35 protein-coding genes are annotated in these 22,341 nt (G+C 61.4%); 12 read left to right on the top strand and 23 right to left on the bottom strand.

Annotated features, from left to right (window positions below; all coding sequences use genetic code 11):
- Nucleotides 1–80: 80 nt before the first annotated feature.
- From ACZ9HU_RS09875 to ACZ9HU_RS09975, 21 genes are all read right to left on the bottom strand, one after another.
- Nucleotides 81–332: a hypothetical protein gene (locus ACZ9HU_RS09875; RefSeq protein WP_476104597.1), complete on the bottom strand. Its 252-nt coding sequence runs from the start codon at nt 330–332 to the stop codon at nt 81–83.
- Entirely contained in the window at nt 329–508 is a 180-nt protein-coding gene (locus ACZ9HU_RS09880) for a hypothetical protein (RefSeq protein ID WP_476104598.1), read from the bottom strand. Before ACZ9HU_RS09880 ends, ACZ9HU_RS09875 begins: the two co-directional genes overlap by 4 nt.
- Nucleotides 505–780: a hypothetical protein gene (locus tag ACZ9HU_RS09885; RefSeq protein WP_476104600.1), complete on the bottom strand. Its 276-nt coding sequence runs from the start codon at nt 778–780 to the stop codon at nt 505–507. Before ACZ9HU_RS09885 ends, ACZ9HU_RS09880 begins: the two co-directional genes overlap by 4 nt.
- A complete protein-coding gene (locus tag ACZ9HU_RS09890) occupies nt 777–2,837 on the bottom strand; it encodes a phage portal protein family protein (RefSeq protein WP_476104601.1) in 2,061 nt (686 codons plus the stop codon). Before ACZ9HU_RS09890 ends, ACZ9HU_RS09885 begins: the two co-directional genes overlap by 4 nt.
- A gap of 2 nt (nt 2,838–2,839) precedes the next feature.
- Nucleotides 2,840–4,381, bottom strand: a complete 1,542-nt coding sequence (locus tag ACZ9HU_RS09895) for a terminase large subunit domain-containing protein (RefSeq protein ID WP_476104602.1) — start codon at nt 4,379–4,381, stop codon at nt 2,840–2,842.
- Entirely contained in the window at nt 4,378–4,908 is a 531-nt protein-coding gene (locus ACZ9HU_RS09900) for a phage protein Gp27 family protein (RefSeq protein WP_476104603.1), read from the bottom strand. Before ACZ9HU_RS09900 ends, ACZ9HU_RS09895 begins: the two co-directional genes overlap by 4 nt.
- 2 nt (nt 4,909–4,910) lie before the next feature.
- Nucleotides 4,911–5,201 carry a hypothetical protein gene (locus ACZ9HU_RS09905; protein WP_476104604.1) on the bottom strand — a complete coding sequence of 97 codons (291 nt, stop codon included), beginning with the start codon at nt 5,199–5,201 and terminating at the stop codon, nt 4,911–4,913.
- On the bottom strand, nt 5,198–5,557 hold the full coding sequence (locus ACZ9HU_RS09910) for a hypothetical protein (RefSeq protein ID WP_476104605.1): 360 nt from the start codon (nt 5,555–5,557) through the stop codon (nt 5,198–5,200). The genes ACZ9HU_RS09905 and ACZ9HU_RS09910 overlap by 4 nt, the downstream gene beginning before the upstream one ends.
- Nucleotides 5,558–5,687: 130 nt before the next feature.
- Entirely contained in the window at nt 5,688–6,176 is a 489-nt protein-coding gene (locus ACZ9HU_RS09915; protein WP_476104607.1) for a hypothetical protein, read from the bottom strand.
- Between the two features lies 1 nt (nt 6,177).
- On the bottom strand, nt 6,178–6,840 hold the full coding sequence (locus ACZ9HU_RS09920) for a regulatory protein GemA (RefSeq protein ID WP_476104608.1): 663 nt from the start codon (nt 6,838–6,840) through the stop codon (nt 6,178–6,180).
- A complete protein-coding gene (locus tag ACZ9HU_RS09925; RefSeq protein ID WP_476104610.1) occupies nt 6,833–7,183 on the bottom strand; it encodes a LexA family protein in 351 nt (116 codons plus the stop codon). The genes ACZ9HU_RS09920 and ACZ9HU_RS09925 overlap by 8 nt, the downstream gene beginning before the upstream one ends.
- On the bottom strand, nt 7,180–7,443 hold the full coding sequence (locus ACZ9HU_RS09930; RefSeq protein ID WP_476104612.1) for a hypothetical protein: 264 nt from the start codon (nt 7,441–7,443) through the stop codon (nt 7,180–7,182). Before ACZ9HU_RS09930 ends, ACZ9HU_RS09925 begins: the two co-directional genes overlap by 4 nt.
- 27 nt (nt 7,444–7,470) lie before the next feature.
- The gene (locus ACZ9HU_RS09935; protein WP_476104613.1) at nt 7,471–8,043 is read right to left on the bottom strand and encodes a host-nuclease inhibitor Gam family protein; all 573 of its coding nucleotides are present in this window, start codon (nt 8,041–8,043) and stop codon (nt 7,471–7,473) included.
- Nucleotides 8,044–8,046: 3 nt separating this feature from the next.
- On the bottom strand, nt 8,047–8,262 hold the full coding sequence (locus ACZ9HU_RS09940; RefSeq protein ID WP_476104614.1) for a hypothetical protein: 216 nt from the start codon (nt 8,260–8,262) through the stop codon (nt 8,047–8,049).
- Between the two features lie 41 nt (nt 8,263–8,303).
- The gene (locus ACZ9HU_RS09945) at nt 8,304–8,684 is read right to left on the bottom strand and encodes a hypothetical protein (RefSeq protein WP_476104615.1); all 381 of its coding nucleotides are present in this window, start codon (nt 8,682–8,684) and stop codon (nt 8,304–8,306) included.
- 30 nt (nt 8,685–8,714) lie between these two features.
- Nucleotides 8,715–9,308, bottom strand: a complete 594-nt coding sequence (locus ACZ9HU_RS09950; RefSeq protein WP_476104617.1) for a hypothetical protein — start codon at nt 9,306–9,308, stop codon at nt 8,715–8,717.
- On the bottom strand, nt 9,305–9,715 hold the full coding sequence (locus tag ACZ9HU_RS09955; protein ID WP_476104618.1) for a helix-turn-helix domain-containing protein: 411 nt from the start codon (nt 9,713–9,715) through the stop codon (nt 9,305–9,307). The genes ACZ9HU_RS09950 and ACZ9HU_RS09955 overlap by 4 nt, the downstream gene beginning before the upstream one ends.
- The gene (locus tag ACZ9HU_RS09960) at nt 9,715–10,530 is read right to left on the bottom strand and encodes an AAA family ATPase (protein WP_476104620.1); all 816 of its coding nucleotides are present in this window, start codon (nt 10,528–10,530) and stop codon (nt 9,715–9,717) included. Before ACZ9HU_RS09960 ends, ACZ9HU_RS09955 begins: the two co-directional genes overlap by 1 nt.
- Nucleotides 10,530–12,338 carry a DDE-type integrase/transposase/recombinase gene (locus ACZ9HU_RS09965; protein WP_476104622.1) on the bottom strand — a complete coding sequence of 603 codons (1,809 nt, stop codon included), beginning with the start codon at nt 12,336–12,338 and terminating at the stop codon, nt 10,530–10,532. The genes ACZ9HU_RS09960 and ACZ9HU_RS09965 overlap by 1 nt, the downstream gene beginning before the upstream one ends.
- A complete protein-coding gene (locus tag ACZ9HU_RS09970; protein ID WP_476104623.1) occupies nt 12,335–12,886 on the bottom strand; it encodes a hypothetical protein in 552 nt (183 codons plus the stop codon). Before ACZ9HU_RS09970 ends, ACZ9HU_RS09965 begins: the two co-directional genes overlap by 4 nt.
- Nucleotides 12,883–13,137 (bottom strand): helix-turn-helix domain-containing protein, encoded by a 255-nt coding sequence (locus ACZ9HU_RS09975; protein WP_476104624.1) that lies wholly within the window; start codon nt 13,135–13,137, stop codon nt 12,883–12,885. Before ACZ9HU_RS09975 ends, ACZ9HU_RS09970 begins: the two co-directional genes overlap by 4 nt.
- Nucleotides 13,138–13,187: 50 nt before the next feature.
- Here ACZ9HU_RS09975 and ACZ9HU_RS09980 point away from each other — a divergent pair, with 50 nt between their 5' ends.
- Nucleotides 13,188–13,901 (top strand): XRE family transcriptional regulator, encoded by a 714-nt coding sequence (locus ACZ9HU_RS09980; RefSeq protein ID WP_476104625.1) that lies wholly within the window; start codon nt 13,188–13,190, stop codon nt 13,899–13,901.
- 15 nt (nt 13,902–13,916) lie between these two features.
- A complete protein-coding gene (locus ACZ9HU_RS09985) occupies nt 13,917–14,447 on the top strand; it encodes a hypothetical protein (protein WP_476104626.1) in 531 nt (176 codons plus the stop codon).
- A gap of 4 nt (nt 14,448–14,451) precedes the next feature.
- Here ACZ9HU_RS09985 and ACZ9HU_RS09990 read toward each other — a convergent pair whose 3' ends face one another.
- Together ACZ9HU_RS09990 and ACZ9HU_RS09995 are read right to left on the bottom strand one after the other, a co-directional pair.
- Nucleotides 14,452–15,027, bottom strand: a complete 576-nt coding sequence (locus tag ACZ9HU_RS09990) for a hypothetical protein (RefSeq protein WP_476104628.1) — start codon at nt 15,025–15,027, stop codon at nt 14,452–14,454.
- A complete protein-coding gene (locus ACZ9HU_RS09995) occupies nt 15,024–15,605 on the bottom strand; it encodes a lysozyme (RefSeq protein ID WP_476104630.1) in 582 nt (193 codons plus the stop codon). Before ACZ9HU_RS09995 ends, ACZ9HU_RS09990 begins: the two co-directional genes overlap by 4 nt.
- Before the next feature lie 247 nt (nt 15,606–15,852).
- Between ACZ9HU_RS09995 and ACZ9HU_RS10000 the strand changes: the two genes are divergently transcribed.
- The 10 genes from ACZ9HU_RS10000 to ACZ9HU_RS10045 all read left to right on the top strand — a co-directional run bounded on the left by ACZ9HU_RS10000 (nt 15,853) and on the right by ACZ9HU_RS10045 (nt 22,336).
- Nucleotides 15,853–16,827: a hypothetical protein gene (locus tag ACZ9HU_RS10000; protein WP_476104631.1), complete on the top strand. Its 975-nt coding sequence runs from the start codon at nt 15,853–15,855 to the stop codon at nt 16,825–16,827.
- Between the two features lie 45 nt (nt 16,828–16,872).
- A complete protein-coding gene (locus ACZ9HU_RS10005) occupies nt 16,873–17,208 on the top strand; it encodes a capsid cement protein (RefSeq protein WP_476104633.1) in 336 nt (111 codons plus the stop codon).
- Between the two features lie 145 nt (nt 17,209–17,353).
- A complete protein-coding gene (locus tag ACZ9HU_RS10010; RefSeq protein WP_476104635.1) occupies nt 17,354–18,283 on the top strand; it encodes a major capsid protein in 930 nt (309 codons plus the stop codon).
- An 88-nt stretch (nt 18,284–18,371) separates the two neighbouring features.
- Complete coding sequence (locus ACZ9HU_RS10015; protein ID WP_476104637.1) at nt 18,372–18,953, top strand: hypothetical protein; 582 nt, start codon at nt 18,372–18,374, stop codon at nt 18,951–18,953.
- A gap of 11 nt (nt 18,954–18,964) precedes the next feature.
- Entirely contained in the window at nt 18,965–19,690 is a 726-nt protein-coding gene (locus ACZ9HU_RS10020) for a phage protein Gp36 family protein (protein ID WP_476104640.1), read from the top strand.
- The gene (locus tag ACZ9HU_RS10025) at nt 19,690–20,214 is read left to right on the top strand and encodes a phage virion morphogenesis protein (protein ID WP_476104642.1); all 525 of its coding nucleotides are present in this window, start codon (nt 19,690–19,692) and stop codon (nt 20,212–20,214) included. The genes ACZ9HU_RS10020 and ACZ9HU_RS10025 overlap by 1 nt, the downstream gene beginning before the upstream one ends.
- Nucleotides 20,211–20,630, top strand: coding sequence for a phage tail terminator protein (locus ACZ9HU_RS10030; protein WP_476104644.1), 420 nt, complete (start codon nt 20,211–20,213; stop codon nt 20,628–20,630). The genes ACZ9HU_RS10025 and ACZ9HU_RS10030 overlap by 4 nt, the downstream gene beginning before the upstream one ends.
- Complete coding sequence (locus tag ACZ9HU_RS10035) at nt 20,627–20,875, top strand: hypothetical protein (protein ID WP_476104646.1); 249 nt, start codon at nt 20,627–20,629, stop codon at nt 20,873–20,875. Before ACZ9HU_RS10030 ends, ACZ9HU_RS10035 begins: the two co-directional genes overlap by 4 nt.
- Nucleotides 20,868–21,803, top strand: coding sequence for a phage tail tube protein (locus tag ACZ9HU_RS10040; RefSeq protein WP_476104648.1), 936 nt, complete (start codon nt 20,868–20,870; stop codon nt 21,801–21,803). The genes ACZ9HU_RS10035 and ACZ9HU_RS10040 overlap by 8 nt, the downstream gene beginning before the upstream one ends.
- A 119-nt stretch (nt 21,804–21,922) precedes the next feature.
- Complete coding sequence (locus tag ACZ9HU_RS10045; RefSeq protein WP_476104649.1) at nt 21,923–22,336, top strand: hypothetical protein; 414 nt, start codon at nt 21,923–21,925, stop codon at nt 22,334–22,336.
- Nucleotides 22,337–22,341: the final 5 nt, after the last annotated feature.

The following is a 22,341-nucleotide window of genomic DNA, read 5'->3' on the forward strand; positions in this document are numbered from 1 at the left end:
CCCGCGCGATCCGTCCCGGCTGAAGCTGGGATGCGGTGCCCCGCAATTCACGCATTCGCGCGGTTTCCAGTTCGGGCCATTCATGGCTCTTCGGCCTGATCGGACAGGCGCCGATAATGAGCGATGGCCTCGTCAATTTCCTGACTGCGCAGGTCTTCGAATGGCACCTGAAGCTCGCGTAGTTCATCCATCGCTATGGACAAGAATTCGGCGAGGGCCCGACCCTTCAGTTTCTTGGCCTTCAGGTGGGTTTTCAGCACCTGAAGCGTGGCAATAACCCGGTCGATGGCGGCGGTTGCTTCAGGGGCGATGCTGGCGGGTTTCTTAGTCATTGCAACGCGCTTTCAGGGCCGCCGGTTTCGCCCTGCTGATCCTCCGAAATAGCCGCCGCATCGGCCGCTGCGCTCTCGGCCGCGAAACCGGCACAGGGGCAAACATCCATGCAGAAGCCGCAATGATCGAGATAATAGGTGCCATCGCACATCGGGCACCGGCTTGCGCCGCTCATGGGGTGCTCCTTTCTTTCAGCCAGTCGGGATCGGGGCGCTGATGCGCGCAGCCCTCAGGAAAATCGCCGCGCACTTCGCATTTGGGGCAAGGCTCGGCCGTGTTGACGATGACGCGTTGGTCAGGCTGACGGACGCCAGTCCGGCCGAGGCCGGTCAGGCGCGAGGCACCGACCGGCGCGCGAAAGCGCTCTGCGACGGAAGTGTGGCCACCGGCTGCGATCAATGCGGCGGCCAATGCGGCGGAGCCTTCGCGGATCGTGATATCGGTCATGCGCCGTCGCCCTTGGGGGCGGGTTGCGAGGCTGCGTCCAGCTTGACGGCAAAGCCTGCCCGTTCGAGCGCCTGCATCAGGGGGGCCTCGTCCATAATGCCCAGCGCCGAAGCGATCAGGGCACGAGCCTCGGCCTCGCTGTTGGCTGCGATCACGCGGTCGATAAGCGGGCCTGTCATGGCGTCGGCCGCGCGATAGCCATCGGCGGCGATCATGCGATCCACGACAGAGTCTACTGCGTCCGGTTGCGTGGCGGCGGGCGGCGCGGTTTCGGCAAAGCTGGCGCTAGTGGGCGTTTCCTCCAGCGTATCGAGTCGGTCGGACTGGATGGCCTCGAAACGCTCCGGGCCGAATACCAACATGCCCTGATAAGGCTGCACCTTGGCCAGATCAATGCCGCCTGCGTCATAGGTAATGGTGATATGGGGCAGATAGCTGGGGTAATCCCAGCTTGCCCCGGCATCGCGCATCTGGCGGTGGCGATATTGCAGATCCGCCGAGCCGAAGATCAGCGCCACGGCACCCTCTGTGCCCATAGGTTCGACCATGCGCGGGCCACCGGCAGCTACCACCAGTTCGCCGTTCGAACCACACCAATCGCCCATGGCAAACCAGTTTACCGGCCGCTTGGAATACATGACGGTGACGTGCAGATCGTTGGGCGTCAGCGTGGATGCGAAGCCCTGCTGCTGCGCCCATTGCAGCAGGTCGCTGGTGTTGAGCAGGGCGCGCGAAACGTACAGCGGGCGCGGATCATCGGCGGCGAAACTGGCGGCCATGGTTGGGAGGGGTTTTGCGGGCTTGACCGGCTGCGCGGATGCATCGGTCGGTGCGGCGGCGCCCTGCTGCGATCCTGATGGTGCCTGCGGATCATCCTTGCGGACCCAGCCTTCGCCATAGGTATCGCGGAAGCTTTCTTCGGTACGGACCCACCCGGTTTCGCCCAGGACCTTGTCGGTTTCCGCCGTGGTTTTGGTGTCCTCCTCCTCTTCCACCTTGCGGCGAACGATGGGCGCGGCCACATCGGGGCCATAGTTGAAATCAGTCCACCAGCGCGCCGGGCCGCCCTTGCCATCGGGGCCATTGATGAAGCTGTCGGTCTGGTCGTCCGCGTCGGACTGGACGACATCGTCGCGAACACCGGCATGGGTCTCGCTCTGCGAACGCGAGGAGCCGTTGTCCGTGGTCATAGTCTGTGACAGGACGATCTTGGCGATGGCACCGTCCATGTAGGTGCAAAGCTGATGAAAGTCGGCCGCGCCGGAGCGGGTTACGGAGAGCAACTCCACCGCCACGCCTTCGGGCACAACAAAGCCGCTGTCGGTGGCAATGGCGCCCAGCGCCGCCAGCAACTTGTTGATCTCATCCCTGCTTGCGCCGCGCGGATAGGTTCCCTTGGCCGTGGGCGTCCCGAACTTATCGAGAAAGATGTTCCAGAAGCGGATACCGTTGCGCTTGAACAGCGTCGGCCAATAGAGCCAGTGGGCCAGTCCCTGACCATACGGCTGATCATCATCGGCGGCGCCAACGCGATGCACCCAGAATTTACGCTCGGGCATCAATTCGCCCTGCGGGTTGGTGGGCGTCAGCATCACCAGCTGGTCTTCCGCATTATAGCGGAAGCGCCGGGCATGGCGGACCTTGATGCGCGCCCAATCGAACCGGCCGTCGCGCACTTCCCACATGATTTCGGCCACGCCATAACCGTAGAATGTTGCCATCGACATTTTACGGGTCACGCGGTCCCAGCCGATGCGCTTGAGCGTCTCATCAAACTTCTCGGCCGCCTCAACCGAACGGGGGTCGCTTTCATCCCCGGCCACCACGGTCCAGTTGCGCGATACAACCGCGCTGATGCGCTGTTGCATGGTCGCATAAACCTGATCGTCATTCAAAATGACATCATAAGCGCCCCAATCGACCGCTGTAGCCAGCTTGGGGTCTTTGGCCTCGCGCAGGCCCTTTACCCACGGCTGGGTAATGTCGCGGCCGTCCCTCGTGGAGGCGATCTCGGTCATCAACACCGGTTCGGGCGTTGGTTTGGTGGTTTCTGCCATGGTCAAAATACCAGTCCGGTGTTGCGGGAGCCAACCGTGCCAAAGCCGGTGGACGTGATAATCGTTGCGGGGGCGGCGCTGCGGTTCTGACCAAGAACCTGCACTTCAATCGGGCCAACATCCTCTTCGGAGGCGGCCACCAGATGCATCAGCGCCACGGCATTGTCGCCGTGCCGCTTACCCTTCGCGCCATCGGCCTTGGACACTTTGGAGCTATCCGGGATCTTGGGGATGCCCTTGACCTTCTTGACCATGCCAAGGTCTTCCATCGTCCCCTCATCCTTGGGGATCAGGAAAGTGCGGTCTTCCAGCCCGGACTTGAGCTTGGGCATATAGGCCAGATAGGTGCTGTCGTTGGACATCACGGCCTCGATCCGCGTGAAGCCCCATTTCTGCTGGGCAAACTCGCTGAGCGCCTGACCGTTGCCGCGCGCGTCCATCTTGCCCGCGCAGAAGTTGGGAACGCGGGCGACAATCCAGTTGAGAACAAACTCCTGCTCGCGAAACGGTACGTTGCGCATTTCGAGAATGAACCGGCAGACAAGGTTCAGGTGTTCGTCATGCTGGCCAAAGGCCATCGGCGAAACGTCACCCGAGCGGGCAAAATCCTGCCCGAAATAGGACCGGCGTAGCGGATCGAATTTGCGCAGCAGCGGGCCGATTTCCCGTTCGAGAAATTCCTCCACGAAATCGGTTCGGAAGCTCTCGTCGTTCAGTTCAAAGCCGCTGGGGCATTCCATCCGCACGACAGGTAGATCAGCCGACATGGCCGCCTTGATCATGGCTCGCGACAAGTAGACTCCAGATCCGCGCGAAGGGATTACGTCCAGTTCTTCCTCAGCCGCGCTGCCGTAGCGTTTGCGCAGCGAAGCCTCCCATTTCGCTTCGGCTTCGGGCGACCATTGCTGCCCGGTGCGCAGACAGATGCGCTTGAACAGGCCATCGGCCAGTGCCTCTTCAAGGGTCAGGCGCATGACCACGCCTTCTTTCTTGCCGGAGCGGATGTCTTCAATCAGCAGGTTGAAGGGATTTTCCTCGCCATCATGGGTGGAGATGACAACGACATGGCTGCCCCACATGGTGAGCGCCATGGCGGCCTTGAGCAGTTCGTCCAGTTCGTCATGGAACGCGGCTTCGTCGATCAGGACTTTGCCCTGCATCCCGCGCAGCGAGCGTGGGCGGGAGGGCAGTGCGACAATCGACTTGCCCGAGGGGAAGTCGATGCGCAGCGCCTTGATGCCTTTCTCCGATCCGTCGTCAAACAGGAATTCGGCTTGTGCGGAGGCAACCTCGTCGAACGCTTTGGCAAATTCACCGCAATAGCCGATGAATTCGCGCGTCATGTCGAGGTTATAGGCGATGTAATAGACGTTCTGCGGTCGGTCGGCCGGGGCCGCTGTCAGCACCGCATCGGCGGCAAAAGCATAGCTGATGCCGGTACGGCGTGATTTCTCAATCACCAGCAACTGGTGAGCAGCACTCAGCGCAATGGCTGATGTCTGGTACTTGAGCAGTACGCGCAGATCGCCGATGGCCGTCGTCACGTTGACAGACCCAGAATTTCGGCTTTGACCTTGTTGATCGTCTCGGCCGTGGCGCCGGTTTTGCGCAGGGTTTTCTCAGCCGCTTCTGCCGCTTCGCGTTTAGCCAGGTCTCGCACCTTCTCGTCGCGATCCGCATCGAGTTTGGCCGCGTTGATCAGTTCCTTGGTGCCGCGCGCCAGTTCGAGAAACTGCTTGCTGTCGAGATCGGGGTCATCCTCGCTGGCCATGGGCAGGATCATGCGGGCGCCGATGCTGGTGAGCATTTGCACCATCAGCTTGCCCTCGGCATTTTCCGCGCCGCCGAAGTCCTTGCCGAAAGCCTCGGCCACCACGCGAATGTCGGCCTGACGCTTGGCCAGTTCCTGATAGGACTTGGCATAGCGGCCCACGGCCGAGCGCGAGCGCGGGTGGCCAAGATCGCCCAGCCGTTCGACAATGGCATCGATGGTCGCGCCGCTTTCCAGCGCCTTGACCACGGCGGCCTGAACCTGCGTGGGCAATGCGGAGAGGCTTGATTTGCGGGCCAAGGTCAATCGCCCGTCTTGTGGCGCCAGACGCCATCGACAACGAGGCGGCCCTCGGCAATATCGCGGCCATCGGCCAGAATGCGGCCTACCACAAATGGGCCAAGGTCTTCCACCGCGATCAGCTTCTGTTCGGCCAGCCAATACATCTGCTCGGCCACGTCGCGGCGCGCAATACGATGCCCAAGTTCTGCGAGCAGGATGGCCAGTACATCGTCATTCTGTTCGCCGCCGATATCGAACAGCAGATCGAGCATGGCGCGACGGATCAGCGGACGGATCGCGGCGGGGATCATCGGTCCATCCCCCGCTGAACGAGGATTTGCAGGTAATCATTGGCGGTATCGAGACGGGATTTGATGCCCTGTACATCGGCCTCGATGCCGCTGGCACGACCTTCGACGGCAGCGATTTTGTTGAGCAATTCGATGCGGGTTGGCGTCGAGTCCTGCTCGGCCGTCAGGTGGTCGATGCTGCCCTGGGCGGTCTGGACCGCAGTGGTCAGATTGATGACCTTGAGCGAGAGCGCGTCGAAGTCGGCCTTGGAGGCAAACTGCGTCCGCAGATACCAAACGCCACCGGCAAGCACGAAGGGCGTCAGGGCCGAAACAATGGGCCACAGCCCGATCAGCATGGAAGAAACGGGAGACATGATCAGTCTCCCGCGCGCGCGTAAGAATTGACAGGCAAAACAGCCTCCTGCACCGGGGTTGCAACCGCGATGCAGGGTGGCGGATCAGGGGGTTAAGCGCGGGGTGCCCAACAGGGCAGTGCGGAGGCGATCAGGCGGGATCGGTCTCGCCGAACATATCAAGTTGGCGCGGGTCTTTGCGGGGTTTCAGCACCAGAGGCTGGCAGTCCAGACCTTCATCCGTCTTATTGAGCAGGCGAGTAAAATGCCTGCGGGGCATTCTCAAGATAGCGGCTCCTTCGGCTGCGGTCATCAACCTTTCACGCACAGCGGCGACAATGCCTTGGCGACGGGCGCGCAGCAATTCGCGGCGGCCCGAAGGTATCTGCAACCGTTCACGGCAATAGACATGGGTGATTATGGCCGCTTTGTCAGCCCCCACGATGTCGATGAAGGGGTTTCTGGCCGGATCGCGTGAGACATAGACGTCCTGACCGGCAAAGGCATCCACCAGCAGCAGAGTTGCATAAGGCCCGATATGGGCGGCCATATCCAGCATGATCGGCGCCCAATTCGGATAGGCTTGGGCGTCGGTCGGGATCGGAATATCCTCTGGGCGGAAGGTGCGCGGGCGGGCCATATCACCCCCTTGCCGCGCGCAATTTCGCGCCCTGTTCGCGGATCATCATATCCAGCATTTCAACGGTCATGGCGAAGGTTTCGCCATTCTGCCCCAACACGATCTCAGCCGGAATGCCGACAACACCAAGCCGGGCATTGATGGCGCGCAGAACCGCGATCCTGTCCCCATGCGTTGCCGTAAAGCCGGGGTTGAGGCTAACGATGCGGGCCATGTTGGCCGGATCAGGCCAAGCGACACCTGCGCGCGCCAGCCACGATTTCAGGGCTTCGATAATGGCCGGGGCACTTTTGTGATCAACAAAGCGCAGGGCATTGATGCCGGTCTGGCGCTTGACGAAGGCGCCGATTGCGTGGTCATCGGCGCTATCAACCGTCCCCAGCCAGTACAGGCTCCACCACAGGGCGCGGATTTTACCGACATGGGCGCGGGCACCAGCCGGGGCCTTGCGGTTGCGGTTCAGCCGGTTCAGCAGACTGGTGATCTCGCTTGCCGCCATATCGGACAGGCTGGCCTTGCCGAACAGTTCGACCTGCAACGCCTTGCGCTCATCATCGTCCAGTCCGTTTGTGCGGCATGCCGCATGGACGGCGCGATAGAGCCGGGTGCGTTCATCGCTGGGTTTGGCCGTGCCACTCTTGGCCACCGACATTTTCTTAGCCATGGGTCGCCCCCTTTCGCGCCATTTCGGCTCTGTTCGCAGCGCTGGCGTGAAGGCGTTCGGCCACCCCGCGAATGGTATCGCCTGCCCGGCGCTGCAATTCGGCCTGAAGGGCCTCGGTCGGGACATGCGCCAGCCCGGTATGTTCCGGCAGTGCGAGGTTGCGCGCGCCGGAGCGAGTGCGGACAAGGTGGCCCGCGTCGATCAGCTGCTGTACAACGCGGTGCGCGCCGGATCGCCCGCTCAGCCCCAGAACCGCCCGGATCTCGTCCAGCTTGGGCGTCGTGCCGCTCTCGCGGTGGTATCGCTCGATATAGTCGAGCGCTTTGCGCATCTTGGGCGTCATTGGCGGCTCTCCAAGCTGGGGTGGGCCGCGCGGGTGGCTTTGCTCATGGCAGCGGCCATCTGGTGAGCAACCGCGTCGATGTCTTCGTCCGCCAGAGTGATGAAATAGGCGTAGCCCTGATAATTGATGCTAATGATCACCTCGCCCTTCACGTGGGCGATGCCGATGCCATCAGTCTTGTTTCCGCGCGCACGTTCCACCGGAAGATCAACGCTATTATAAAAGTGCATAGCGTAAAGCTGAGTGTCATTGCTGCTCATGGATTTGCTCCTCGATGTCGGTGGGGGTCAGACCGTCTGCTCAGCCGGTTCGGCTTCGGGCACCGTTTCGGTGGCGGCGGGCTTGGGCCAGTCGATGAAAAATTCCTCCTTCTGGCCGACGCTGGCGCCCAATTCGGCTAGTTGCTTGCCGTTGGCGTCATCGGCCTTGATGGCTTTGATGGCGGCGGGTTTGTCGAGCTTGTGAGTCGTGCGCAAAAGCGCCTGAAGCTCCAATTCGAGCAGCTTCTCGACCAAGGTTTCCATCGTGACGCCCTTCTTCAGCTTCAGGGCGCGCGGCGTGGTGCGTTCGCCGATGCTGCATCCGGCCAGCGAAATCGACTTGCGCTTGCCGTCGGTCATTTCCGGCGCGGCAACGCCCCACCATGCCCGAAGCTGGCGGAAGATTTCGATGGAGCGGACTTCGAGCGGTTTGGCGAAGCCGTCATATTCGGCCAGAATGCGGGCAATGGCGCTACCCTTGGTGATTTCCAGTTCCTCGACCTTGTCAGTCAGGTCGCGGTATTCGGAAATCAGGGCGATGGCCTGTTCAAGCGTCTGGGGCGCTTCCTGTTTGGGAGCCTTGCGGCGGGGCGGTGCCATATGTCAGCCTTTCGTGAGATGGGTTTGGGTGTTGGGGGTGGCCAGAATGGCCGGTGATCCGCAGACGGCGCATTCGGCGCTCCGGCGCCCCACCAGCCAATGGCTGGCGCCGCAGGAGGTGCAGCGGGTGGTCTCGCCGGAGCGAAAGGGCGGCTGGGGCGCGGCGCGCAGGAAGCCATATTCGTCCTGGACAAGCGTTCCCGCCTTCAAGCCGCGCATGGCACTGATGACGCGCCGGTAAGACGTTTGATGGGCCAGCCTCATTGGTCGCCGCCATCGGTGTTATGCGGGCAGGTCGGGCAATAGGCCGCGAACTGGTGATGGGTGGCGTTGCGCGGTGGCCCTTTGCGGCGGCGGTTGCGAATACAGCTTTGCAGCGGGATCTGGCCGTGCAGCGGGCAGGCCACGTCATCGCCACCATAAATCGCCAAAACGGCTCGTTCCGGTTCGGCCATGCTGGCCGGATATTTCCGGTTGATCAGCTTGGAAATCGTGCCGGAAGAACAGTTAAAACCGGCGGCGCTCAGCCGGTCTGCCACGGCGCGCTGGCTGGCGCGGTCGCATGCCTCGGCCAACAATTTGACCCAGCGCGGGACATCGGCACCCCATGCGGCGGCTGCGCGGTCCAAATTCGTGTCCAAATTATTAACAAACATGGATAATTCCAAAGGTCAAAAAAGGGGAGGAAGCGGTGACTGCGCAGAAATTTTTCGGGCGGTTCCGGTATTGGGATCGAGAACCGTTGTGGTTCTGTCCTTGCGGTCGATGCGGATGACCGGCGCATTCGGGCCAAATGAGCCATTGAGCGCATAGATCGAGCGTTGGCCGGTAGCGGCATGGCCGCGCACAACGCAGCGGAGGATCTCTGCGCGCAGAAGGGCAGAGATAAATACCTTTGCCGACCCCATGCTGACTTCGGCTGTGATCGTGAGTTGCACCAAGTCAAAAGACTTCAGGACGCGGATCGCGCGCCACATGGCCACCCGGCGGCTGCGATAAGTGCCGAATTGCCCTTGATCTCGAAGCGCGGGCGGCTCAACGAGTCTGCGCGTCTGCTCCGGCATCAGATAATGGATAGGTGCGTTCTGACCCGCATCGACCGGCGGCTTGATCGCTTCAAGCAGACCGGCCTGTGCCCAGCGAGAAAGACGGCGCTGGATGGCTTTGTTCTGTGCGCCGGTCGCGCGCGCCATATCGCGCGCGGAAACAGGATCATTGCGATTGCGCAGGGCGTTCCACAGATGATGGCGGATGGAAATGGTCATTGCATCATCCTTGCAAAGAGCACCGGGGCGGCATTGCTGATGGCCAGCAGGACCGTGCCGCCGATGGCCGCCACGCAAAGGCATTCGGTCAGGCATGAAAGCCGGTCGATGTAGGACGGCGTGATGTCCGCCTCGGCCTCGTCTTCCAGATCGAGGATCGGCACATCGGCGCTGGGAATGCCGGTCAGGATATAGGTCGTATCCAGCCCTGCCTTGGCCCATGCCTGAATGGCATGGGCATCAGGCAGATGGTGGCCCGCCTCCCAATAGGCGGCCTGAGTGCCGCTGTTGCCGGATAGCGCGCCCAATTCGTCCGTGGTCAGGCCGAACAGGAAGCGCTGTTCGCGCAGCCGGGATGGCATCCCGGCCGGGCTGGGGCCAAGGCTGACAGTGTCGCGGCGGGCCATCACACGCCCTCCTTGCGGCGCACGGCAACCTCGCCGGTCGCAATCGGGCGATTGCCCCACCATGCCGCATCGATCTGGCCGATGCCCTCTGCAGCCGCCGCGCGTTGCGCCGCTTGCAGATTATTGACGATACGGCGGGTGATGCCCCGGCACCGGACCCGGAAGAGTTCGGCTAGATCGTCCGCGATCTGAATGCGGTGGCAATAGTGATCGCGCAGTTGGAGCGCATCTTCCACGCTGGCGGGTTGCGCCGGGGTGGCTACGAGGATGCGGTTGTCAAACCGCTCCCACCGCTTGAGCTTGGAGGGAAGCGCCTCTTCGCCGATCATAAGGATCGCCACGCGCGTTGCGTCATGGATATCGCGGATGAATTCGACCAGCCCCTTGTCGGCCAGATAATCCATCTCATCAATGATGATATCGACTGGCGCGAGATTGAGCTGATCGACAACCTGCCGGAAGATTTTCGGGCCGGAGCGTTCGAGCTTTGCAATCCCAAGCTCCTCGGCAATGGCCTCTAGCACCGTCTTTTGGGTCCAGATACGCTGGGCCTGAACATAGATGGCGCCGGTGCGCGCGGCGGAAAAGCCAGCAGCCACTGTTTTGCCATAGCCGGAAAAGCCATAAAACAGGCCCATGCGGGCGGAGGGGTTTTCGCTCTCACGGCAGTCCATCAGGGTTTGCAGCATGAGCGACATATTGGTGAGCGGCGCGTGACCTGTAGGGCGGTCACCAAGGGCAAGCCGGGGCTGTGTTTCAGCATTATACATCGGCGTTTCTCCAGTCGTGAAAGGGTGTTGAAAGATGCGCGCCATCAGGCCGCGCCTTGACGGCGGCCGGGGGTGGCGGGGTTGGATCGGGGGAATTCGACGAAGGTCATCTTGTGGGCGCGGTATTCGCTGGACCCGGCGTAAAGCTCGGCCCGGCGCAGGGCCTCGGCTTCAACCTCTTCCCCGCGCGCCTTGGCCGCGAGGATGGCATCGGCCTCGGCCACCTTTTGCGGCACGGTGCGCGCGGCCGGGGCGGGCTGCGTCTTGCGCATTACCTCATCCAGTCGGCCGGGCTGGACCGCGACCGGCGCGGGCTTGTCGGCCATGCTGGCAATAGTGGGCGAGATGTGCTGTGTGGATGGTCCCGGCAGGTGGACCAGCTTGCCTGCCGCCTCGGCCTCATCACGCAGCATCTTGTCGCGCGCCGCCTCGAAGCTGAACCGCTTCTGCTTGACCCGGATCTCGGCCTTGGCCTGCGACATATGGGCTGCCATCTGGCGCTGTGCCGCCATCGTAAACTGCTGTTCGCTCAGGCCCGAGCGCTCGGCATTGACGGCGGTGTCGATATAGTTTCCGTCGCCGTCAAAGATGAAAAGCTCGCCCAGATCATCTTCATCGCGGCGCAGGACGACCGGTTTGCCCATCCATTCGACAAAGCAGGGCGACCAGTACCGGCCATTCTTCCACCGCACCCCGCGCTTGCCGATCACCGCTGTGCCGACATAGGCCGACAGCGCCAGCTTCAGTTCACGCTCACCAGCTGCTGCGCGCGGTGGCATGGGGCTGCGTTGCCACTTTTCCATGGGCGACATTTTGAGGGTGCTGTGGGTGCGCTGATGATATTCGCCATCCACCCAAGCATCCAGAATGGCCTGCAATTCGGCGCTGCTGATGCTGGCGGTGATTTCGGCCCGGCCGGTCTTCTTCTTGGCGGCGGCGCGCAGCTTTTGCGCCTGCGCCACGTTATGACCGATGAAGCCGTCCAGCATGGAGGCGCGCTCGCGCATGAAGGTGCCGAACAGGCGCTCGACATGCGGCTTGTCCTCCGGTGTGCCGGGCAGGCAGGGATCAAGCACGATGTCGAGATAGGGCAGAGCCGTCTCCATCGTGGCATTGATGAAACCCGAGCCGTTGTCGGTTTTCAGGATCGCGGGCATCACGCCCCATGCGCTGATCGTCGTCACCAGCATTCGGCGCACCGATTGTGCGCTTTCGCTTTCGACCACCAGAAAGCGCGCGCGGCGGCTCCAGCGGTCGATGATGCCCAGCACTGCCTTGCGGCCATCGGTGCACATCACGTCCGCCTTGGTGGTGTCGATTTCCCACATCTCATGGGCGTAGGACACCGTTGCATCCATGCGGCCGAGCGCTGGACTGTAGGCTGATTTATAGCCGTCTGGATCGCGCAGGGCTGTAAACAGCACCTTCTTGCGGTCCTCCAGATCGCGAACGAAGCGTTGCAGCGTCCGCATGGTGGGCAATTCGGCAAAGCCGTCCGCCGCCAGCAGCTTGAGCAGGTTGCGGGCCGATACCGGGCGCGCCGTCAGATAGGCTTCGACCGCGTCGGCAGCGTCGGGGTTGCGGTCGAAATAGCTGGTGCCTTTGGGGCGCCCTACTGGACGGTTTGACGTGGGCAGCGCTTCGGAGCGCCGGGCCAGCAGATCGTCACGCGCGGCGGCGGGTAAGCCCAGAACCGAGTACAGCTTGCCCCCGCCCAGACCGGCGCGCGGCTTCCACGGCCAGCTTTCGGCATCGGCGCGCTTTTGCACTCCGCGTTCGGTTGTGGGCAGACCGGCAAGGCGCAGATCAGCAATCTCGCGGGCTTTCAGCCAAAGGTTATCGGAGGCGCTCACCGGGCGCCTCCATGTCGCCGCGCGGCGATCAGGCCAGCCAGAACCAGTGCGGTCAATGCCGCGCCAGCCCCGATGAGTCGTTTTGAGACAGTGTGAACAAAAGGGTTACAGGCGGCGCTATCGACACTATACAATGGCGCCATGAGAGTCGTGTTTGCCTCAACACTTTTGGCGCCGATTTCGCCTGCCTTGCGCTGCGTTGTGGTAGGCGCGTGATGCGGCCAGATCTGCTCGACAGGGATGCCCATCCAGTCATTCACTTGACTGTTTCGGATAGGGCGGATGCGCATCGTGCCCATTACATGGTGCATGTTAGCGCCGAAGCCTTCGGCAAGGGCGTCCTGATCGATGATGGCTTGGGCCGCACTCATTCGGCCAGCGGTGATTACAGAGATCGGCGCCAATTCCGGCGCAAGAAACTCCGCGATCACCTTGCGCAGGGCATACGCATTCCATTCTTCCAGCGCGTCATATTTGGCATGGCCAACCTTGGGAGGAATGGCAGGCAGAACGAAACCGCGCGATGCGAGAGTGCGCCCCGCCGTCATGCGACAGCTCTTCTGGCTGCTGCACGTGCAGCAACAACAGACATACGGTTGCCATTCGCGTCATATCGCGAGGGCCAGATTTGCTGTGGCTTCAAATTAATGAAATTGGCGATGACGGTCTCTGCGCGAGCTGAGGCACGAGCATGCAATGCAACAGACATAGTTTGGCGGCTGATGCCTGCAGCCTTCGCCAAATCAGCCAGAGTTTTACCCCTTGAGCGGATCTCATACTTGATCAGCTCGGGGTCCATATCGAGAGGATGCATTATGATGCCTGTCATTTTGCCTGTCTATTTGTCGTATGACAGGTAAAATGACAGGCGGTCAAGCAGAAAGTGAGAACGCGTTCGTTGCGGGCTGGTCCGCTGCGTCCGCACAGCGCTTAAAAACGGCGATCAAGGAGTTTGGCAGCCAAGGGGCGGTTGCCGCCCGAGCCGGGATAACTCGTCAGTCTCTGACGGAAATTCTGCGCTTTGACGAAAAGGAGCAGAGTGGATCAAGGCCGAAATATAAAAGCCTTTCTGCATTATGCGAAGTTATCGGGCGATCCGTATCTGAAATATTAGAAGGTGTTGTGAGTGAAGCTGCAATATTTTCTCCAAACATAGTTTCGATACCACGACTTACATCAGTGGCCTCTGCGGGTAATGGCGTCGTTGTGGATCGAGAAACATTGCAAGTTAGCCCGTTCCATCTCGCAGAAGATTGGTTGCGCGTGAAATTCGGGTCGATCAATTCCCTGCGCGTTGTCTTGGTCAACGGAGCCAGTCAGGAACCGGATCTCCGCGATGGAGACTGGGTATTGATCGACGAGGCTAAAAATGCGGTTGAAGATGGGCTTGCCGTTGTCCGGCTGGATGACAGCCTACTGGTCAAGCGCCTGCAGCGCGAAGGGCATATTCTTCATTTGCTGAGCAAGAACCCAGAATACCTTCCAACGACTTTAGATCTTCGAAAGGATGAGGATCGCATAAGGGTGATTGGTAAGGTGCTATATTCGTTCAAGTCTATGTGATTTATGGAAATATCTATGAAGATGGCAAACACCCTTGGAGTGGCTCTTGCATTTTTTACATATTCAACATCTGAAGTATTAGCGCAGGCCAGCAATCCAACAAAAATTGGAGATTGGGTTTATGCTGATACTACTGATGCAATGTCAGATCGCCATGGCGGGATGGCTGGAACTGTAGATGCAGTGAGCAACGCTAGCCTATCCGTGGCCTGCCGTATTTCAATGAAAGAAAACCCCATCCTATTTATCTTGACGTATCCGAAGACGCAAAGGGTGTATCAGAAATATATACGAATATACCTTCGACCTGACGGCGGTGACGTCGCCTCTATGCAGTGGTATAGCAATCCAGAGGAAGCCATGATTTATAGTGGCGTTGACATGAGGAAGCTATACAAGACCATCGCGTCGGCAAAAATTGTAAAAATTCGTGTAAAGCGCGAAGATGAATCATATTTCGATTTTGATCTTAAGGTTGATCAGGCAAAAGATGCAATCGACCGTGTTTATAGCGGATGTGGTAGAAAGCCTCTTTTCGCTCCATAAGACCTCAATCCTCTACCTTCACCGCCCGCCCCGCTTCAATCTCACTCTCGCCCCACTGGCGGACACGCTCCAGCCTCAGGGTGTTGTCGCGGAGCTGGTCGAAGTGGGCGCGGGGGATGACCACGGCATCGGGACCGGGTCCGTCACGAGCCGGGGCAGTGCCATTCGCGGGTGGGGCGTCGGGTTGGCCGGATAGACGGCAATCCGTTTCGGGCCGCAGGCGGTGAGCATCGGCGTAGCGATCAGCAGCAGCACGCTGATGGGTAACAGACGGCGATATAACATTGTCGGCTTTCCTTGCATTGGTGGCGGATTTGGCCTCGGTGGCGATGCGATCCGCCTCGGCCTTTAGGGCTGCCTCGACGGAGGCTTTAGTGAAGGCGGATTGCTGATCCTGGACGGCCTTGCGCCACTTGTCGCGATCCGCGCCCAAGATGTTGCCGCGCAGCCATAGTCCGACGACGAGGATGATGAGGAGCCATGGGCGCCAGTTGGCCTTGATCCAAGATCCTATGTATTTCTTGAACCAAGGCCCCGCGATAGCGGCGGCGCGGCGCCCGTAATAGAGCAGAGAAATCATGCTGCATCCTTGATGCAAAGGGCGTGTTCGCGGGCGCGACGGGCAACAAAGCCCGGCACAACGCGGCCCTTGGATTTGTTGAAATCAGGCAGGGTGTCGCAGGCGGCGCTCAGGCGGCCCTGCGCGATCTTAAGTCGGATGCTCGACCGGCACACCGCAGGCGGCCCGACATGATAGGCCAGCGATACCATCGCGGCGCGGATGTGGTCGCGGCCGGGGATCGTGGGCGACAGGCCGGGAATGCAGGTGATCAACTCGCGCGCGTGGCTCTCCAGTTCGGCCTCCAGCATCTGCGCGCATTGCTGCTCAGTGTAGATCTGACCAAGCTTTACACCCCGCGTGATGCCGTCACAGGCCGTCGGCTTTTTCACCAGATCAAGGTAGGCTTTGAGATATTGCGGCCCGCTGATATGCTTGACCGTGACGGCTCCGGTTTGAGGCGAAACCGAGGCCGTCACCTTTCTTCCGCTTTCTTCCATCGGGATGGAGGTGAGCAGCATCAGGGCCGAGGCTACGCCCACGGTGCCGACCAGAGTGCGGCCTTTTTGGGATGGCTTGGGGGGCTGATTGTCAGCCATCGGGCAATCTCCGAATTTAAGCCCCGTACAGCGCGTTCAATCGCAATCCGTACCCAACAACCCAAAACGGCATCGCCTATACGGGGCATCGTGCCCCGGCGAAATTTTGGGCTATTGCGATGGCGGGTTAGACTGGCACTTGCCATTGCGGCGGCGATGGGCCAGTAGGTGCCTGTAACCGAGGCATTTTGTTGATGTCCCTGCAGGGACATCAACGTGCCCGATCCGCCCCCGCTATCGATGGGGCATGGATCAGACATCACCCTCCATCCGCATCGCCCGCGTCGGCACTTTCACCTCGAACGAGGGCGTGAAGGTTTCCTTCGGCGCGAAAGAGCTTGCCGACGCCGCATCAGCCTATGATCCGGCGCTCGACCCGGCGCCGCTGGTTGTCGGCCATCCCAAGATCGACGCTCCGGCTTATGGCTGGGTTTCCAGTCTCGCCATGGATGGCGATGTGCTGGTGGCGACGCCCGACAAGATCGAGCCGACCTTTGCCGAACTGGTCCGCAAAGGGAGCTATCCCAAGGTTTCGGCGCAATTTTACACGCCCGACAATCCCGGCAATCCCAAACCCGGCAATTGGTATCTCAAGCACATCGGATTTCTGGGCGGCCATGCCCCCGGCATCAAGGGATTGGGTACCGTGCAGTTTGCCGCTGGCGATGATGAGGGTGCGCTGACCTTCGACTTCCCCACAGATGGAGACAATGACGTGACGAAGATCACTGAGGTGAGTTTCGCCGAACGGTCGGCTGCGCTCGATGCGCGTGATGCCGAACTGAAGGCGCGCGAGGCGGAAATCGCTGCCCGCGAAAAGGCCGATGCTGAGCGGACGGCCAAGGCGCGCCATGAAGAGCATGTCAGTTTTGCCGAAGGGCTGGTGTCCTCGGCCAAGTTGGCTCCGGCCGCCAAGGGGCTGGTGGTCGGCCTGCTTGATCATTTCGAGGCGACGGCTGTCGTCAGCTTTGGCGAGGCGGGCGACATGGCCCCGGCTGCGGCCTTTCGCAAACTGTTCGACACCGCGCAGCCGCTGATTGATCTGCGCGAGCGCGGTCAGAAGCCTGATGGCGAGAGGAGCTATGTCAGCTTCGCCGCTCCCGATGGCTACGAGGTCGATGCGGAGCGGGTCGAGCTCTACGGCAAGGCCAAGGTCATTCAGGACGCCAACCCCGACAAGCCGTGGATGGACTGCGTCAGGCAGGCGCAGACGGCGGGCTGATGCTCCGCATGTTTCTTTTCCTCATCTCACTCAGGGACATAACCCATGCAGAAAACTTCTATCTTTTCCATGACCGCTATCGCCACGGCGGCGATTACTGCCAGCCGCTTTGTCGGCATGCTGACCGGCGCGCCCTGCGCCGCTGGCGCGAAGGCGCAGGGCGTGGCGCAATATGCCGCCGCCGCTGGCGAAGCTTTCGCGGTGGACGTGCTGGGCACTTCCATCGTGGACAGCGGCGCGGCTGTCGCGGCGGGCATTGCGCTGAAATCCGACGCCACCGGCCGCGCGATTGCGCAGGGCGGCGCGGGTGAAATCATCGCCTATTCGGTGACGGCGGCCACGGCGGCTGATCAGAAGATCGAAGTGCTGCTCACACCGTAATCGGTCACGTTATCCCATTGCCCGGCCGTGGCCGGGCTGACCAAGCCCAAGGGAGGCGACCTGCTCCGGGATCTGGACCGGCAGGCAGGTGGCGCAACGGCCTCCCCTTTCTCCTTTCCCCTCTTTGAAGGATGCCTTTATGTCGATGAACGCTGCACAAGCGCGCGTGGTTGATCCGATCCTGACCAACCATGCCCGCGGCTATCAGAATGCCGATTTTATCGGCAATTACCTGTTTCCGCTAGTCAACATGCCCACCCGCGCCGCCAAGCGGATCGAGTTTGATCGCTCCAGCTTCAAACGTCGCCGCACCCGCCGCGCGCCCGGCGCGGCCATTGCAACGCTCGAATTTGGGTATGAGGGCAAGCAGGTGCAACTCCATCAGGAAGCGCTGTCGGGTCTTGTCCCGCGTGAATTTATGGAGGACGCCAAGGCTGTTCCGGGTATCGACTTGCAGCAGGATGCGGTGGACACGGTTTTGGCCGTGATCGCGCTGGAAAAGGAAATCCAGCAGGCGGGTGTCGCGCGCAATGCGGCGGCCTATGCCGCCAGTAACAAGGCCGCGCTGGCGGGCGATGACAAATGGTCGGACCCGGACAGCGACCCGCTTGTGCAGGTGAATGATAGCATTGAAGTCATTCGCGGCCGTACTGGCAAGCGTCCCAACACTTTGGTGCTTGGCGGCAAGCTGGCCAGCAAGCTCAAGGTCCACCCCAAGATCCGCGACCATTTCAAGTTCACCACTTCGGCCAGTGTGACCATGGCTATGCTTCAGGCCTATTTCGATCTCCCCAACGTAATTTCTGGCGATGCGATCTATGACCTGCAGGATGGCACCACGGTGGATGTCTGGGGTGGTGACGCCATACTTGCCTATGTGGCCCAGTCCACTTCTGGCCGCCGCAGCATGGCGCTGCCCAGTTATGGCTACACCTATGAGCTGCTGAACCATCCGCTGGTTGAGGCAAGCCGGTTCTGTGACGAAACCAAGAGCTGGAAGAACGACGTGCTGGACGAATTCTCGGCCGAGCTCGTTGGTCCCGATGCGGGCTTTCTGTTTCAGGACGCGCTCTGATCCAAGCGCGCCTGACCGGGCGGCGTGTGCGTCGTGGGCATTGCCTATCGCGCCGCCCACCTTCTTCCCTGACCTGAGGTAGACTCCGATGGAAAACTACAAAACCAGCATCACCGTGCGCGGCCTGCGCCGTGCGGATGCGGCGAGCGAGATCAAGGCAAAAGAGCCAATTGGCGAAGGCGAAGTGATCGCGCTGCCCTATGAGGTGGCGCGGTCCCTGCTGCGTGTCGGTGCGATTGAACCGACCGATGCTGCTGTTACGGTCGAACTCGAATGGGGCAAGCCTGCCACCCTGATCAAGGCCAATGACCTTGATGGGCTAAGGGCGGCTCTTTTCGGTCTTGGTGCCGAACTTCCGGGCGGGGCTGGCGACGCAGTGGTGGAGCTGGCTGATGTACCTGGCCTCGATCTGCTTTCGGCAGTGCAGGTCCAGTTGGGCGACGCGCGCTTGAGCGAATATGAAGTCGCGCAGATCCTCACGCCCGAGCAGGTTTTGAACATCGTGGCCCGACGTCTGAATGAGGATGCCATTGACCGCGAAGGTCTGCGCTTCTTGCTCGGCATGGCCGTCGGTGAAGGCGAGGCCCCCGAAAACAAGGACGAAGGCGATCCGCCCCCCTCCGATACCCCCACCGAAAAGCCTGCCGCGCGCGGCAAGGCTAAGTCCTGATCGGGTGATGCATGGCGGTTGAAACCATCCTGAAACAGCCTGCCGAAGTGCGCCGCTACCCGATCCGGGTGGCGGCGCTGCCTTTACCTGCGGCGGTGGACAGCGTGAGCGTAGACTCGCGCGGCCTTGTCCCCGGCTCGGCCATGATGACGGCCTCGGCCGGGATCGAGGCGGGCGCGGTGGTGGCCGATCTGGCCGGGGGCACCGATGGCGAGCACTATCTGGTGACGGTGCGCGTCAGTAATGCGGCGGGTGAGATTGCCGAGGCCGAACTGGACGTGACCGTGATCGACGGCGCATGGGCGATGCCCGATGGCGGTGCCGGCTACGTGACCATCATGGAATTTGTTACCCGCGTCGGCCTGCCCGAAGTGATCCGCGCCACCGACGGGATTGGCGATGGCCGCATCGACCGGGATATGCTGGTCAATGCGCTGATCGATGCGCAGGCGCTGGTCGATACCTATTTCGCCTCGCGCTATATGGTGCCGCTGCTCGATCCACCGCTGGTCGTTAAAAAGTTTGTGACGGATCTGGCGCGCGCGGCGCTCTATCCCTCCGGCGCTCCCGATGGTGTAGCGGAACAGGCCAAGGCAACGACGCGCCTGCTCGAGCGCATCCAGTCCGGGGCGGTGCAATTGCCGCTGACGACGCAACCGGCACCGGCTGTTTCGGAAAACCCGATCCTGATCGCGCCGGGGCGCCGGGCCTATCCCGATGGGCTGCAGGGCTACTGATGAGCGGCATCGGCTATACCATCGAGCTCGACAGCGCCGAACTGGATGCGATGATCGCGCGCGCCATCAATGAAGCCCGCGATATGCGCCGCCCGATGGGCGAGATCGCGGAGGAATGGCTCGACCATGTCCATGAGCGGTTTGACCAGGAGAAAGACCCGCAGGGCGTCCCTTGGGCCAAGCGATGGGGGGAAACCGGCAAGGATGAAAACGGGGATGCATCCCGCAAGGTGCTGCATCTGACCGGCGCGCTGGAAAACCAGATCGTGCAGGATTTCGGGTCTGACTTTGCGCAGGTTGGCCTGCTGCCCAGCGGCGGCCCCGGCAAATATGGCCGCATTCACAATGAGGGCGGCGTGATCCGCCCCAAGGAAAAAGCCGCCCTGTCTTTTGGCGGGCGCGTTGTCGCGCAGGTTGTCATGCCCAAGCGCCAGTTTCTTGGTTTCGGCCCGGCCGAGCAGGAAACGGTTGAGGATGTGATGGGCAACTGGCTGCGCGGCCTGTTTGGAGCCAGCACAGCATGATCTCTTTTGAACCGACAATTGCCCGTCTGAAGGATGCCGGTTTCGCCCATGTCGAGGGCCTGCTCGAAATGGTGTCTCTGGCTGAAGCGCCGCGTGTCAGCCCGGCGCTTTTCATTGTGCCGGAGCGCGGCGGCGCCAGCCCCAATTCGCTGGGTGCTGGCGCGATTGACCAGAAGGTGACCGAGACCTTTTCGGTAGTCTTGGTGCTGGAGGCGGTGCGCCGTGTCGGGGGAACATCCGAAGCCCTGCAGGAAAATACCAAGAAGGTGATGGAAGCGCTTTTGGGATGGCAGCACCCGGAAGCCTCAAAGCCCTGCGAATTCGCGGGTGAGCGCTTGGTGTCCGCGCAGGGACGTCAAGTCCTCTGGGCAATGTCGTTTACCACTTCTCGGCACATCAGGAAGGTAAGTCAATGACGAAAATCAAGGCGGTACAGGAGGTACGGAGCGAGGCGACCCAGCCGCGTCAGACCGATGCGGCCGGGCGTGAACTGGATGGTTTCGGCCTGCCGCTGAATGGCCCGGCGCGCGTTGGCATGCTGCTGGAATTGGGCCTCCCTGACCCGAATGTGGACCCTGCGGCGTGGGATGCGCTGAAGGCCGCTGCGGAAAAACCTGCCGATGCCACCGGCTCGGCCAGCGCGGAGAGCAAGAATGGTTGATTGGGTGGCGGTGGTCCTCGCCAAGAAGGAAACGACCTACGGCACCGATGCCGTGCCGACAGTGTTGGCCAATGGCATCATGACCCGCAATTATCAGGGCAAGCCGGTCGATGTCGATCAGGTGGGCCGCAATCTCGATAGCGGCACCTATGGCGAGCAGCCCAGCATGCCCAGCAATGAGCGCCGCACCTTTTCCTATGAGGTGGAGATCGCCGGTTCGGGCGCAGCAGGCACCGCCCCGGCGTGGATGGAACTGCTCGAAGGTTGCGGCATGGCAGCGGCGGCGCTGACGGCTCTGACCGATGCCAAGCAGGCCTTTGCCGCGCCGGGTACGATGTCCTCGCTCACTCATTATGATTTCCTGTCGGATCAGCGGCGCAAGGCGCTGGGCTGCGTCGGCACATTCTCGATGGACTTCTCGGCCGGGGCCTACCCGTTTATTTCGTTGAACTGGACGGGTCTCGTCCCGGCCGCCACCCCGTTCGACAAGACGGCGCCGGGCGCAGTGACGTTGACCCGCTGGCAGCAACCGCTCGAAGTCAATGACGCGAACACCGATTTCACGCTGGACGGCTATGCTGCCAAAATGAAGTCGTGGAAGATCGATGGCGGTGTGTCGGTTGCCATGCGTAATCTGGTGGGAAGCCGCTCGGTGCGCCGGGGCAACCATTCGACCAAATCGACCGTGGTGATCGAGGCGGTGGACGTGGCGACCAAGGATTACATTTCCAAGCTGCGTCAGGGCGCCTTGATCGCCGTGGATCTGATCCATGGCACGGTGGCGGGCAATATCGTCGAGGTATCGGCCGCCAAGGCACAGATCACCAACATCACCGAGAGCAAGGAAAACGACATCGTCATGTGGACGGTCGAATTGCTCCACACGATCAGCGGCGGCGCGGCCGACCTGCAGATCACCGCGAAATAACCACCCCCGAGAGGGGCATTTGAGCGCGATGCCGGAGATCACGGTCTGGCTGAAGCGCACGCCCCGCATGACAGCAGGCGGGGCCGTGATCACCCGCCTGCACCCTTTGGAGATTGCCCATGTTTCGTATCGTTAATGAGCGCCTCGCGTGGTGGCCCGTCACCTTCCCCGGCGTGTCCGAGGATGGCGCGGTGATCGAAAACAAGATCGAACTGCGCTTCCGCATTCTGGACGAGGACGAATTCCCGGAATTTATGGTCAAGCTGACCGATACGGCGGCCTTGGCTAATCCTGCCGTTGCTGAGGCTGCCGCGTCCGGCAAGGCACCGGAGGCCCCCAGTGTTCTGGCCGCGCGCCTGCTGGCTCCGATTGTCCGCGACTGGCGCGGCGTTGCCTCCGAAAACGGCGAAGCTCTGCCTTACAGCGAGGAAACCTTCCGCCTCCTGCTTCGTCAGCCGGGCGTCTCGGGTGCGGTGGGCCGGGCCTACATCAATTGTCGCAATGCCACGCCCGAGATCCGGGCGGGAAACTGAAAGCC

This window comes from Novosphingobium sp. Sphag1I, from assembly GCF_056279125.1.

Coding starts and splice junctions, on each gene's coding strand:
- ACZ9HU_RS09875 (WP_476104597.1), bottom strand. CDS start 332: ATGACTAAGAAACCCGCCAGCATCGCCCCTGAAGCAACCGCCGCCATC.
- ACZ9HU_RS09880 (WP_476104598.1), bottom strand. CDS start 508: ATGAGCGGCGCAAGCCGGTGCCCGATGTGCGATGGCACCTATTATCTC.
- ACZ9HU_RS09885 (WP_476104600.1), bottom strand. CDS start 780: ATGACCGATATCACGATCCGCGAAGGCTCCGCCGCATTGGCCGCCGCA.
- ACZ9HU_RS09890 (WP_476104601.1), bottom strand. CDS start 2,837: ATGGCAGAAACCACCAAACCAACGCCCGAACCGGTGTTGATGACCGAG.
- ACZ9HU_RS09905 (WP_476104604.1), bottom strand. CDS start 5,201: ATGATCCCCGCCGCGATCCGTCCGCTGATCCGTCGCGCCATGCTCGAT.
- ACZ9HU_RS09910 (WP_476104605.1), bottom strand. CDS start 5,557: ATGTCTCCCGTTTCTTCCATGCTGATCGGGCTGTGGCCCATTGTTTCG.
- ACZ9HU_RS09915 (WP_476104607.1), bottom strand. CDS start 6,176: ATGGCCCGCCCGCGCACCTTCCGCCCAGAGGATATTCCGATCCCGACC.
- ACZ9HU_RS09920 (WP_476104608.1), bottom strand. CDS start 6,840: ATGGCTAAGAAAATGTCGGTGGCCAAGAGTGGCACGGCCAAACCCAGC.
- ACZ9HU_RS09925 (WP_476104610.1), bottom strand. CDS start 7,183: ATGACGCCCAAGATGCGCAAAGCGCTCGACTATATCGAGCGATACCAC.
- ACZ9HU_RS09930 (WP_476104612.1), bottom strand. CDS start 7,443: ATGAGCAGCAATGACACTCAGCTTTACGCTATGCACTTTTATAATAGC.
- ACZ9HU_RS09935 (WP_476104613.1), bottom strand. CDS start 8,043: ATGGCACCGCCCCGCCGCAAGGCTCCCAAACAGGAAGCGCCCCAGACG.
- ACZ9HU_RS09940 (WP_476104614.1), bottom strand. CDS start 8,262: ATGCGCGGCTTGAAGGCGGGAACGCTTGTCCAGGACGAATATGGCTTC.
- ACZ9HU_RS09950 (WP_476104617.1), bottom strand. CDS start 9,308: ATGACCATTTCCATCCGCCATCATCTGTGGAACGCCCTGCGCAATCGC.
- ACZ9HU_RS09955 (WP_476104618.1), bottom strand. CDS start 9,715: ATGGCCCGCCGCGACACTGTCAGCCTTGGCCCCAGCCCGGCCGGGATG.
- ACZ9HU_RS09960 (WP_476104620.1), bottom strand. CDS start 10,530: ATGGCGCGCATCTTTCAACACCCTTTCACGACTGGAGAAACGCCGATG.
- ACZ9HU_RS09970 (WP_476104623.1), bottom strand. CDS start 12,886: ATGACGGCGGGGCGCACTCTCGCATCGCGCGGTTTCGTTCTGCCTGCC.
- ACZ9HU_RS09975 (WP_476104624.1), bottom strand. CDS start 13,137: ATGGACCCCGAGCTGATCAAGTATGAGATCCGCTCAAGGGGTAAAACT.
- ACZ9HU_RS09980 (WP_476104625.1), top strand. CDS start 13,188: ATGACAGGTAAAATGACAGGCGGTCAAGCAGAAAGTGAGAACGCGTTC.
- ACZ9HU_RS09985 (WP_476104626.1), top strand. CDS start 13,917: ATGAAGATGGCAAACACCCTTGGAGTGGCTCTTGCATTTTTTACATAT.
- ACZ9HU_RS09990 (WP_476104628.1), bottom strand. CDS start 15,027: ATGATTTCTCTGCTCTATTACGGGCGCCGCGCCGCCGCTATCGCGGGG.
- ACZ9HU_RS09995 (WP_476104630.1), bottom strand. CDS start 15,605: ATGGCTGACAATCAGCCCCCCAAGCCATCCCAAAAAGGCCGCACTCTG.
- ACZ9HU_RS10000 (WP_476104631.1), top strand. CDS start 15,853: ATGGATCAGACATCACCCTCCATCCGCATCGCCCGCGTCGGCACTTTC.
- ACZ9HU_RS10005 (WP_476104633.1), top strand. CDS start 16,873: ATGCAGAAAACTTCTATCTTTTCCATGACCGCTATCGCCACGGCGGCG.
- ACZ9HU_RS10010 (WP_476104635.1), top strand. CDS start 17,354: ATGAACGCTGCACAAGCGCGCGTGGTTGATCCGATCCTGACCAACCAT.
- ACZ9HU_RS10015 (WP_476104637.1), top strand. CDS start 18,372: ATGGAAAACTACAAAACCAGCATCACCGTGCGCGGCCTGCGCCGTGCG.
- ACZ9HU_RS10020 (WP_476104640.1), top strand. CDS start 18,965: ATGGCGGTTGAAACCATCCTGAAACAGCCTGCCGAAGTGCGCCGCTAC.
- ACZ9HU_RS10025 (WP_476104642.1), top strand. CDS start 19,690: ATGAGCGGCATCGGCTATACCATCGAGCTCGACAGCGCCGAACTGGAT.
- ACZ9HU_RS10030 (WP_476104644.1), top strand. CDS start 20,211: ATGATCTCTTTTGAACCGACAATTGCCCGTCTGAAGGATGCCGGTTTC.
- ACZ9HU_RS10035 (WP_476104646.1), top strand. CDS start 20,627: ATGACGAAAATCAAGGCGGTACAGGAGGTACGGAGCGAGGCGACCCAG.
- ACZ9HU_RS10040 (WP_476104648.1), top strand. CDS start 20,868: ATGGTTGATTGGGTGGCGGTGGTCCTCGCCAAGAAGGAAACGACCTAC.
- ACZ9HU_RS10045 (WP_476104649.1), top strand. CDS start 21,923: ATGTTTCGTATCGTTAATGAGCGCCTCGCGTGGTGGCCCGTCACCTTC.